We start from the raw sequence: 11,382 nt of genomic DNA on the forward strand, positions 1-11,382 counted from the left end.
CCCATCTCATCGAGCCGGCGGTTGTTCTCCCAGAGGAACAACCGCCATGGTCAGCCGCGACACACAGCTGGCCTTGCCTTCATCGCTGGTCAGGCGGATGTCCCAGACATGGGTGGTACGACCGATGTGAATCGGCCTGGCCACCGCCGTGACCCGTCCGCTGCGCAGGCCACGCAAATGGTTGGCGTTGATCTCCAGGCCCACGCAATAGAATTTGCTGGCGTCGATGCACAGGTAGCTGGCCATGGAACCGACCGTCTCGGCCAACACCACCGATGCACCACCGTGCAGCAGGCCATAAGGCTGATGGGTGCGGTGGTCGATCACCATGCTGGCGGTCAGGGACTCTTCGTCGAAGGACTCGAAACGGATATCCAGCACTTCGCCGATGGTGTTTTTCTGGATGGCGTTCAACTGCTCGATGTCGGGGGTGGTGCGCCACAAGGTCATCGCAGGCTTCCTTTGTTGTTTTGATCGTCGCTCAATCCTGCCACAGCACGGCCTCGCTGCGCTCGCTCCATTCTTCGAAGCGCGCGCCGTAGGTGTCTTCGATGACGTTGCGCTTGATCTTCAGGGTCGGCGTGAGAAAGCCGTTCTCCACTGCCCAGCTGTCCTTGACCACCACCAGGCGCCGCAGCCGTTCGTGCTTGTCGAGGGCGGCGTTGACCTCCTCCAACAGCTTTTCCAGGCTCGAATGCAATTGCGGTCGTGCGTCTTCATGCCCGGCTGCCGAGATCACACACAGCCCCAGCGGTGCGCTCAGACCATCGCCGACCACACAGACCTGCTCGATCCGGGTATGTACGGCCAGGCGATTTTCGATCGGTGCGGGGGCGACGTACTTGCCTTTGCTGGTCTTGAAAATCTCCTTGAGCCGGCCTGTCAGACGCAAGCGCCCGTCGCTGTCCTGTTCGCCCTTGTCGCCGGTGCGCAGGAAGCCGTCGGCGGTCAGGGTCTCGGCGGTTTTCTGCGGTTCCTTGAAATAGCCGAGCATGTTGGCCTGGCTGCGCACCTGCACTTCGCCGGACTCGTCGATTCGCACCTCGACGTCAGGACATGGCCGGCCGATCCAGCCCTCCTTGTATTGACCCGGCAGGCAGATGTGCGAATAGCCGCAGCTTTCGGTCATGCCGTAGACCTCCAGCACCTCCAGCCCGAGTTTCTGATACCAGCGCAACAAGGTCAGCGGCACCGGTGCCGCGCCGGACAGCGCCACGCGCAAGGCATCCAGTCCCAGTCCGGCCAGCACCTTGTGGCCGATCCGTTTGCCGATGAAGGGCAGCCCCAGGAGAAAATCCAGGCGTTTTGCCGGAATCTTGCTGTAGACGCCCATCTGGAACTTGGTCCAGATCCTCGGCACACCAAACATCGCCGTCGGTCGCGCCCGTCTCAGATCATCGAGAAAAGTATCGAGACTCTCGGCAAAGAACACCGTCTGCCCGGTATAGATCGACGCCAGTTCGACGAACATCCGCTCGGCCACATGACACAGCGGCAAATAGGACAGCAGACGATCGTTTTCATTGAGACCGAACAACTGTGTGCCGCGCGTGGCGGCAAAACCAAGGTTGGCAAAGCTGTGCATCACGCCCTTGGGCAGGCCGGTGGTGCCGGAGGTGTAGATGATGGTCGCCAGTTGCTCGGCGCCGGGTCGCGGATCGTCCAGGATCGGTGAATAGCGTTGCAGGTCGCCCCAGTTGAAATCGAACTCGCCCGGCGGGTGCAGCGGCAGACTGATGGTCGGCAGATCCGCCGGCATACCGCTCGACATGCCGGGCCAGTCATCCAGTTTGCCGATGAACGCCAGGACGCTTTCAGAGTGAGTCAGGACCTGATTGAGCGAGTCGGCAGTGAGGTTGGGATAGAGCGGCACCGAAACATGCCCGGCCATCCAGATCGCCAGGTCGGCAATGATCCAGTGGGCGCAGTTTTTCGAGATCAGCGCGATGTGGCTGCCCGGTGGCAATTCCCGGGAGCGCAGCCAGTGCGCGGCGCAACGGGCCTGATGGCCGACGTCGGCCCAGGTCAGCGTCTCGACCTGACCGGCGCCGATGGGCTGCACCAGGTAGCGTTGGTGCGGGTGCCGGGCCTCGCGTTCGTAAAACACGTCCAGCGGCAATCGAAAAGCAGCAGACATGCGACTCGCTCCTTTCTTTTGGAATGGAGCAAGCGTAGTCAACCAAGCAAGTGCTTGGTTGACTATTTCATACAAAAAATTTCAAGGGTGTTTAAGGCTGTTGAGCGTCATCGAGCCGATCAGCAATTCGCTGTGCTCAAGCTCGGCCAGTCCGGCGGTGCTGACCTTTTCCGGTGGATAGCCGGCGCCATGCTGCAAGTAACTCAGCAGATTGCCCACCAACGGATTGTGGCTGACCAGCAGCACATTGCTCACCGATACCAGTTGCTCGGCCACACGATCCGGATCGACCTCCGGGGTCAGCCATTCGACCGTGCGGATTTCCGGCTCGAAGCCCAGCGCCTCACGCACCAGCTGTGCGGTCTGCTGTGCCCGCAAGTAGGGACTTGCGTAGATCGCCGTCAGTGGTTGTCCCATCAAGCGGGCCGCGCTGCTGAGCACTTCCTTGCGACCGTGAGCGGTCAGTTCCCGCTCCGAATCGGGGCGCGAGCCATAGGGCTCGGCCTCGCCGTGACGCAATACCCAGAGTTTCATGGTTTGGGTTCCTCATCCCGGGCCGGATGCGGTGCCGGCGCGACAACGTGTGGCGCCTCACCCTCCGGGGTACGCGGCGCCGGCCAGTCGGCGAACGGCCAGGGTTTCTGGTCGCTGTGGAAAGTGCCGAACCGGCCGATCTGGGCCAGGAACTGGCTCAGGCTGTCGCCGAAATTCATCAGACCGGCGCTCGGGGCGCCATAGATCAGTCTATACACAAGCTGCACCAGCACCACCGCGCCGAGGATGAACTGCGCCACCTGCCAGACCACGATGTAGACGATCATCCATAGAACCCGCAGCAGGATGGATTCGTACGCGGCTTCGGTTTTCGGATCGTTCATGTCTAGCTCCCCTGTTCTGAAATCAGTAGCAATCAGTTGAAACCACTGGTGGAAATGAAGTCGACGTCGGTCTTGGGCTCGGCACGCATCAACAGGCCGATCACCTGCTCCAGCGTGCGCCCTTCGAACAGGATCGCGTGCAACCCGGCGACCAGCGGCATATACACACCGACCTCCTGCGCTTTGGCCTTGAGCACTTTCAGGGTGTTGACCCCTTCGGCGACTTCACCGAGGCGCGATACGGCCTCATCGAGGCTCAACCCCTGGCCGAGAGCGAAACCGACCTGATAGTTGCGGCTTTTCGGCGACGAACAAGTAACGATCAGGTCACCGACCCCCGCCAGACCGAGAAAGGTCATCGGGTTGGCGCCCTGATTCACCGCAAACCGGGTCATCTCGGCCAAGGCGCGGGTGATCAGCATGCTCTTGGTGTTCTCGCCCATCTCCAGCGCCACTGCCATGCCGGCGATGATCGCGTAGACGTTTTTCAGTGCGCCGCCCAGCTCCACGCCGAAGCGGTCGGCACTGGCATAGACGCGGAAGGTGCGACCATGCAACGCAGCCTGCACGGCTTTGCACAGCTCTTCGTCCTCACTGGCGACCACCGTGGCGGTCAGTGCGTGCTCGGCGATTTCCCGCGCCAGGTTCGGCCCGGACAGCACGCCGATGCGCGCCTGCGGGGCGATCTCTTCGAGGATCTGGCTCATCAGTTTGAAGGTGTGGGCTTCGATGCCCTTGGTCAGGCTGACCAGCATCTTGCCGCTCAAACGCTCGGCATGCGCCGCCAAAACCGTGCGCAGTGCGCTCGATGGCAACGCGACGAAGCACAACTCGCAGGCATCGAGGGTTTCCTGCAGGTCGGTGACGGCCGTCACGCCCGGCAGAATCTTGATGCCTTTGAGATAACGCGGGTTTTCGCGATTGACCCGGATGGCCTCGGCCTGTTCGGGGTCACGCATCCACTGCCGGACTTGATGGCCGTTCCCGGCCAACAGATTGGCCACGGCGGTACCGAAACTTCCGCCTCCCAGGACCGCAATCGGGCGCTGTTCAGTCATATGTAATCCGTTAATCCATACCAGTGGCGATGCGGGCATTATACGGAGCGGCCCCTTCTCGGACAGCCCCGGCGTCAATCACCCGCACTTGTAGGAAGAAGACCAATAAAGCCGAGGAAAATGCCCGCAACGTGACTGGAAAAGTCACTGTCCTCGGTTAACATGCGCGCCAATTCTCTGCTATCAAGGCCGCGTCGTGTTTTCTGGCACCCCCTCCTCGCGCTCGTCCCTGCTGCTGGCGTTGCTGTTCAGCCCGATGTTGTTGGCGGACGACCTGTTTCTCGATAGCGAGGCCCTGCCCCGGATTCTCACGGCCACTCGCCTGAAACAGTCACCGGCGGAAATCCCCGGCAGCATGACCGTGCTCGACAGCGAACTGATCAACGCCAGCGGTGCCCGGGACATCAGTGAGTTACTGCGGCTGGTGCCGGGAATGATGGTCGGCAACATCAGCGGCAATCAGTCGGTGGTGAACTATCACGGCACCAACGCCAGTGAAGCCCGGCGCATGCAAGTGTTGATCGACGGCCGCTCGGTGTACCGCGCCGGCCTCGCCACGGTGGACTGGAGCGACATTCCGGTGGCCATGGAGGACATCGAGCGCATCGAGGTTTTTCGCGGCCCGAACACCGTCAGTTATGGCGCCAATGCGCTGATGGCGGTGGTCAATATCATCACCCGCAACCCGGCCGACAGCCACGGCACACGCCTGAAAATCACCCGTGGCCAACGGGGCATCAACGACTTCTACGCCAGTCAGGGCACGGGCTGGAGCGGCGGCGACCTGCGCCTGTCATTGTCCGGCCAGGAGGACGACGGCTTCGACAGCGACCGTACCGGCGCCGACTACCGTGACAGCCGTCGCTTGAACCGCTTCAGCCTTGCGGTCAGCCAGATGCTGAGCGACAACCAGAGCGTGGACTGGCAGCTCAACGCCAAGGACGGGACCAACCAGCGACCCTATACCTACCGACCGGTGTTCTCCGGGATTACCGCTGCCGGGAACAACTCCGACGTGGTCGCCAAGGATTACGCCGGTTCTGTGCGCTGGAATCTGGACATCAACCCCGATCACAGCCTTTACGTACAAGGCTCGGCGCAACACTGGGACCGTCAGCAGACCTGGCGCGCCTGCGACGCCGAAGTCTCGTTCAGTCCGCAACTGACGCAACTGTGGCAACTCAACCCCAATTACACCGAGCAACTGGCGCGCAACATCACCCGGTTCATCGGGCCCGGTGCTGCGCCCGGCACACCAACGGAAATGGCCCTGGCCAATCAAGTGCTTGATCAATGGCGCAACGGCGCCAGCCGGACCCTGTGTGGCGACATCGACCAGAGCGCCCGGGAATCGCGTTATGACCTGGAATTGCAGGACACCCTCAGCCTGTCCGACAGTCTGCGTCTGGTCAGCGGCCTGAACTATCGTTACGACCGGGCCGATTCCGAGACCTATTTCAACGGCACGCTGGACGACACCACCTGGCGCGCGTTCGGCCAACTGGAATGGCGCGCCGGCGAACACTGGCTGTTGCAAGGCGGTGCCATGTTTGAAAACACTCAACTGATCGGCAGTTCGCTGACGCCCAGGTTTGCTGTCAATTATCTGATCAACCCGCGCCACAGCCTGCGTGCGGTGTACTCCGAAGCGATCCGCTCGCCCGACATGTTCGAAAACAACGTCAACTGGAGCTATCAGGTGACCAACCTGCGCCCCTCCGCCTATGGCCAGACGTCGGCCCGCTACTTCGTCAAGACTCGGGGGCCGGGTGATCTTGACCAGGAGCACATGCGCTCGAGGGAATTGGGCTACAACGGATTTTTCCCGGAATGGGGCCTGGCGCTGGACGTGAAACTGTTCTACGACGAAATCACCGGGATGATCAGCGAGCCGCTGCGCAATAACCAGTTCATCGCCAGCAACGCCAACGATTCACGCTTTCGCGGCACCGAAACACAACTGGACTGGCGCCTGAGCGCGATCGACCGATTGCGCCTGACCTACGCCTTCGTCGACGCCGAAGCCAGCAACCCGCTGGATCAGCAGTTCACGGCGCGCAACAGCGGTTCGGCCGGCTGGCTGCGCGACTGGGGCCAGGGCTGGAACAGCGCCCTCTTCTATTACGGCGACAACGCACTCAACGGATATCGCTTCGAACGGGTCGACACGCGAATCGCCAAAAACATTCCACTGGGCAAGGCTCAACTGCAATTGGCCGCCGTGCTGCAACAGCGTCTGGATCATGAGCCGACCACTTTCGTCGACAACAACTACGACGAACGCCGGGTGATGTACTTCAGCGCCGAGCTGGAGTTCTAGGATGCGCTACGCCCTGTCACGGAAGATGCCAACCGCCCGCCAATGGCTGGCCGGGCTGTGCCTTTTCGTGACTGCCTGGCTGTACGGCGTGGCAGTGCAGGCCGCCGATATTCTGCTGACCGGTGCCGAGGAAAGCCCTGGCGTGCAATCGTTCGTCCAGGCGCTGAGCGAGCTGAGGCCCACCGACCGGGTGCATTTCCAGCCACTGGCAAGCCTGCCGGCGCCGGGCAAACTACCGTCCAGCCTGCGCCTGATTCTGCTCGATCTGCCGAGCCTCGACTGGCGCATGCAGGATAGCCAGGGCCCGGCGACGCTGGTTCTGCGGATCAGCCGCCTGCAGGCGCGGCAACGCTTCGGCACCACGCAACCATCCCACTTGAGCCTGCTGTGGAGCGATCCGCCACTGAGTCGCCAATTGCAGTTGATCCGCCGAATCCTGCCTCAGGCGCAACGCGTCGGCGTGCTGTTCGATCAGCACAGTGAATTCCTCCTCAAGGAACTGCAATCGGCCGCCAACCCGCTGAATCTGCACATCGTTCCACAGCGCTGGGACAATACCCACGACAACCGTCCCTTGCAGACCGTACTGAAAAACAGCGATGTGCTGCTGGGCCTCGACGATCCCGACCTGTACAACCCGAGAACCGCGAAAAACCTGCTGCTCAGCAGTTATGCGCGACAGCTGGCTTTGGTGGGCCCGAACGTTTCGTTCGTACGTGCCGGCAGCCTCGCCAGTACCTACAGCGATCAGAGCGACTGGCTGACCGTACTCGACGAACTGCTCGACCACCCGCCGACCGCCTGGCCGCGATCGCTCTACCCCGGGCGTTTCAAAGTTTCAAGCAATGCGCAGGTGGCTCGTTCATTAGGGATAGAGCCGATGAATGAAGCGTCTGTTGCCGCAGAGCTGGCCGAAGGAGAGCGCCACCCATGATTTTCCGCCGTTGGGACATCAATACCCGAACCCAGTTGATCAGCCTGGGCCCTGCGCTGTTGCTGACCTTGCTGCTGATCAGTTTTTTCACCTTCGTGCGCATCCAGGATTTGCGCCAGGAGCTGAACCACACGGGCCAACTGATCGCCAACCAGCTCGCGCCGGCTACCGAGTACGGGGTCATTTCCGGTAATAACGAAGTATTGGAAAGCCTGCTCAAGGCCACTCTGGCTACGCCCAATGTGCGGTTTCTCGAAATCCAGGACAGCGCCAACCGGATTCTGGCGTACGTCGAGCAGCCCTCGGATGCGCACAAGCGCCCGCATCAGGTCGAAGTGTTCCAGTCGCCGGTGCGATTGCAACGGATTGCCTTGCACAATGATTTCTTTCAGGACGGAAAAAGCAGCAACGGCACTGCCGGCGAGGATTATCTGGGGCGGGTGATCGTCGGCCTGTCGAACGATGCGTTCAGTCAACGCCAACAGGAGATCCTGTTCAAGGCCGGGATTCTGGCGCTGTTCGCCCTGCTCTTCACGTTTGTTCTGGCACGGCGGCTGGCCGGAAGCCTGTCGCAGCCGATCCGCGATATCAGCGATGCGGTCAAGGCGATTCAGGAGGGCGACTACAGGACCCCGCTGCCGATTGTCGATGACACCGAGCTGGGGGCCTTGTCGCAACACATCAACAACCTGGCCCAGGCGCTGGAGCAAGCCAGCCGCGAACAGCACCAGGCCATGGCGCAACTGATCCAGACCCGCGAAGAGGCGGAAAAGGCCAACAACGCCAAGTCGGACTTCCTGGCCATGATGAGCCATGAACTGCGTACCCCGATGAACGGTGTCCTGGGCATGCTGCAACTGCTGGAAACCACCGACATGACCGAGGAGCAGATCGAGTACGCTGCCCTGGCCTCCGAATCCACCGAGCACTTGCTCAAGGTGATCAACGACATTCTGGATTTCTCGCGCATCGAACGCTCGGAACTGGAGCTGGAACACATACCGTTCAATCTCGCCGACCTGATCGGCGCGTGCGCCCAATCGTTCCAGCACAGTGCGGCACAGCGAGGGCTGGCCTTGCAACTGCGGATTCCCGAGGATCTGCGAGGCCTGCAGGTGCAGGGTGACCCGACAAGGATCCGGCAGATTCTGGTCAATCTGGTGGGCAATGCGCTGAAGTTCACGGAACAGGGTCGCGTCAGCATCGAGGCGCAGTGGCAGTCGCTGGACCACGAACTGCTGTGGTTCACCTGCTCGGTGCGCGACAGCGGGATCGGGATTTCTTCCGAGAGCCTGGAACTGATGTTCAATGCATTCCAGCAGGCCGACAGCTCGATTTCGCGCCGTTATGGCGGTACCGGCCTGGGTCTGCCGATCGCCCGCACCCTGGCCGAACGCATGGGTGGCACCTTGCGCGCGCAAAGCGAGGAAGGTCGTGGCTCGGTGTTCACCCTGGAAATTCCGCTGGCGCTATATAAGCAGGACCTGCCGACACTGGCGGCGGCACCACGCGCAATCGATGGCAATCCTCATGGAGAAGGCCGCAACGTGCTGCTGGTGGAAGACAACCCGGTCAATCAGACCGTGATCGAAGCGATGCTGCGCAGCCTGGGCTTTACCGTCAATGTCGCCACCGATGGCATGCAGGCCGTGCGAAGCGCAAGCGCCAACCGCTACGAGGCGATCCTGATGGATTGCCGCCTGCCGATCATCGACGGTTACGAGGCCACCCGTCAGATTCGCCGGCTGCCCGGCGGCGGCCATGTTCCGATCATCGCCCTGACCGCCAACGCCTTGCAGGGTGACCGGGAGAACTGCCTGTCGGCGGGCATGAATGACTATCTGGCCAAGCCATTCAAACGCAATGACCTGCAGCTGATTCTGCAGCGCTGGGTGCAGTAGAGAAGGCCTTTCGAGCATCTGCGACTGGCGTGAAAAGCGAAAGTGCGGCAGTCTTAGGCACCCGAACGGGCCCCAAAAGGGGCTTGAATAAAAATTTCAGTGCACAAGTGTACATTCATGTCCTTGGTGCTGTGACTTTCACTACAACGCAATAGTCTATGAGTAGGCTGCCGGTTCGAGGCATGAACGCATCGATCGGCCGGGAAGATCTGCCCCACCTGCCGCATGGGATTATTGAGGAGCTCGCATGACCAAACAAAACGCCTTTACTCGGGAAGACCTGCTGCGCTGCAGTCGCGGTGAGCTGTTCGGCCCAGGTAACGCGCAACTGCCCGCCCCGAACATGCTGATGGTGGATCGCATCACCCTGATCAGCGAAGACGGCGGCAAGTACGGCAAAGGTGAATTGGTCGCCGAGCTGGATATCACCCCTGACCTGTGGTTTTTCGCCTGCCACTTCGAAGGCGATCCGGTGATGCCGGGCTGCCTGGGTCTGGACGCCATGTGGCAACTGGTCGGTTTCTTCCTGGGCTGGCAAGGCCTGCCGGGCCGCGGCCGTGCGCTGGGTTCGGGCGAAGTGAAGTTCTTCGGTCAGGTTCTGCCGACCGCCAAGAAGGTCACCTACAACATTCATATCAAACGCGTCCTCAAGGGCAAGCTGAACCTGGCCATCGCCGACGGTTCGGTGACTGTCGACGGTCGCGAAATCTACACCGCCGAAGGCCTCCGGGTCGGCGTGTTTACCTCCACTGACAACTTCTAAGGGTTATCCGCATGCGCCGCGTCGTTATCACTGGTCTGGGCATTGTTTCTTGCCTGGGCAATGACAAAGAGACCGTCTCCGCTAACCTGCGTGCAAGCCGCCCGGGCATCCGGTTCAACCCGGAATACGCCGAAATGGGTCTGCGTAGCCAGGTTTCCGGCTCCATCGACCTCAACCTTGAAGAGCTGATCGATCGCAAGGTCTATCGTTTCGTCGGCCACGCAGCGGCTTATGCCTACCTGGCCATGAAGGACGCCATCGCCGATTCCGGTCTGACCGAAGAGCAGGTGTCCAACCCGCGCACCGGCCTGATCGCAGGTTCGGGCGGTGCCTCGACCCTGAACCAGATGGAAGCGCTGGACATCCTGCGCGAGAAAGGCGTCAAGCGCGTCGGCCCATACCGTGTAACGCGGACCATGAGCAGCACCGTTTCGGCGTGCCTGGCCACTCCGTTCAAGATCAAGGGCCTGAACTACTCCATCGCTTCCGCCTGCGCCACCAGTGCTCACTGCATCGGTACCGCCATGGAACAGATCCAGATGGGCAAGCAGGACATCGTGTTCGCCGGTGGCGGTGAAGAGGAGCACTGGAGCCAGTCGTTCCTGTTCGATGCCATGGGCGCCCTGTCCAGCAAGCGCAACGACACCCCGGAGCAAGCCTCCCGCGCCTACGACGCCGACCGTGACGGTTTCGTCATCGCCGGCGGCGGCGGCATGGTGGTGGTCGAGGAGCTGGAGCACGCTCTGGCCCGCGGCGCGAAGATCTACGCGGAAATCGTCGGCTACGGCGCGACTTCCGACGGTTACGACATGGTGGCTCCAAGCGGCGAAGGCGCAATCCGCTGCATGCAGCAAGCGCTGTCCACCGTCGACACTCCGATCGACTACCTGAACACCCACGGCACCTCGACCCCGGTCGGCGACGTCGCGGAAATGAAAGGCGTGCGTGAAGTGTTCGGCGACAAGGCCCCGGCCATCAGCTCCACCAAGAGCCTGTCGGGTCACTCCCTGGGCGCCGCCGGCGTTCACGAAGCGATCTATTGCATGCTGATGATGGAAGGCAACTTCATCGCAGGTTCCGCCAACATCGACGAGCTGGATCCGGAAGTGGCCGACCTGCCGGTTCTGACCAAGACTCAGGAAAACGCGAAGATCGACACCGTGATGAGCAACAGCTTCGGTTTCGGTGGCACCAACGCCACGCTGGTCCTGAAGCGCTGGGCAGGCAAGTAATTCCCTCCTGCCAGGCCGTACATGAAAACGCCCCGACTGGTTCGGGGCGTTTTTTTTCGCCTGGAAAAAGCACTCATCCCTGTGGGAGCTGGCTTGCCAGCGATGACGTCGGCATTGCAAACATCCCCGCCGGCTGACACTCCGCAATCGCTGGCAAGC

General features: G+C 61.4%; 10 protein-coding genes. 5 read left to right on the forward strand and 5 right to left on the reverse strand.

Annotated features, from left to right (window positions below; all coding sequences use genetic code 11):
- Positions 1–6: 6 nt before the first annotated feature.
- From BBF94_RS09975 to BBF94_RS09995, 5 genes are all read right to left on the reverse strand, one after another.
- Positions 7–450, reverse strand: a complete 444-nt coding sequence (locus tag BBF94_RS09975) for a hotdog fold thioesterase (RefSeq protein ID WP_065258874.1) — start codon at positions 448–450, stop codon at positions 7–9.
- 31 nt (positions 451–481) lie between these two features.
- Entirely contained in the window at positions 482–2,137 is a 1,656-nt protein-coding gene (locus BBF94_RS09980; protein ID WP_065258875.1) for an AMP-binding protein, read from the reverse strand.
- Between the two features lie 81 nt (positions 2,138–2,218).
- On the reverse strand, positions 2,219–2,671 hold the full coding sequence (sixA, locus tag BBF94_RS09985; RefSeq protein WP_007957806.1) for a phosphohistidine phosphatase SixA: 453 nt from the start codon (positions 2,669–2,671) through the stop codon (positions 2,219–2,221).
- Positions 2,668–3,015, reverse strand: coding sequence for a DUF4389 domain-containing protein (locus tag BBF94_RS09990; protein ID WP_065258876.1), 348 nt, complete (start codon positions 3,013–3,015; stop codon positions 2,668–2,670). Before BBF94_RS09990 ends, sixA begins: the two co-directional genes overlap by 4 nt.
- A 32-nt stretch (positions 3,016–3,047) precedes the next feature.
- Positions 3,048–4,073: an NAD(P)H-dependent glycerol-3-phosphate dehydrogenase gene (locus BBF94_RS09995; RefSeq protein ID WP_065258877.1), complete on the reverse strand. Its 1,026-nt coding sequence runs from the start codon at positions 4,071–4,073 to the stop codon at positions 3,048–3,050.
- 256 nt (positions 4,074–4,329) lie between these two features.
- Here BBF94_RS09995 and BBF94_RS10000 point away from each other — a divergent pair, with 256 nt between their 5' ends.
- The 5 genes from BBF94_RS10000 (at position 4,330) to fabB (ending at position 11,223) form a co-directional block, all read left to right on the forward strand.
- A complete protein-coding gene (locus tag BBF94_RS10000; RefSeq protein ID WP_225875046.1) occupies positions 4,330–6,393 on the forward strand; it encodes a TonB-dependent receptor plug domain-containing protein in 2,064 nt (687 codons plus the stop codon).
- Position 6,394: 1 nt separating this feature from the next.
- Complete coding sequence (locus BBF94_RS10005) at positions 6,395–7,327, forward strand: ABC transporter substrate-binding protein (RefSeq protein WP_065258879.1); 933 nt, start codon at positions 6,395–6,397, stop codon at positions 7,325–7,327.
- On the forward strand, positions 7,324–9,228 hold the full coding sequence (locus BBF94_RS10010) for an ATP-binding protein (protein ID WP_065258880.1): 1,905 nt from the start codon (positions 7,324–7,326) through the stop codon (positions 9,226–9,228). Before BBF94_RS10005 ends, BBF94_RS10010 begins: the two co-directional genes overlap by 4 nt.
- Positions 9,229–9,475: 247 nt before the next feature.
- Complete coding sequence (fabA, locus tag BBF94_RS10015) at positions 9,476–9,991, forward strand: 3-hydroxyacyl-[acyl-carrier-protein] dehydratase FabA (protein ID WP_065258881.1); 516 nt, start codon at positions 9,476–9,478, stop codon at positions 9,989–9,991.
- 11 nt (positions 9,992–10,002) lie between these two features.
- On the forward strand, positions 10,003–11,223 hold the full coding sequence (gene fabB / locus BBF94_RS10020; protein WP_065258882.1) for a beta-ketoacyl-ACP synthase I: 1,221 nt from the start codon (positions 10,003–10,005) through the stop codon (positions 11,221–11,223).
- Positions 11,224–11,382 lie beyond the last annotated feature (159 nt).

Source organism: Pseudomonas bananamidigenes, assembly GCF_001679645.1.
GTDB classification, from domain to species: domain Bacteria; phylum Pseudomonadota; class Gammaproteobacteria; order Pseudomonadales; family Pseudomonadaceae; genus Aquipseudomonas; species Aquipseudomonas bananamidigenes.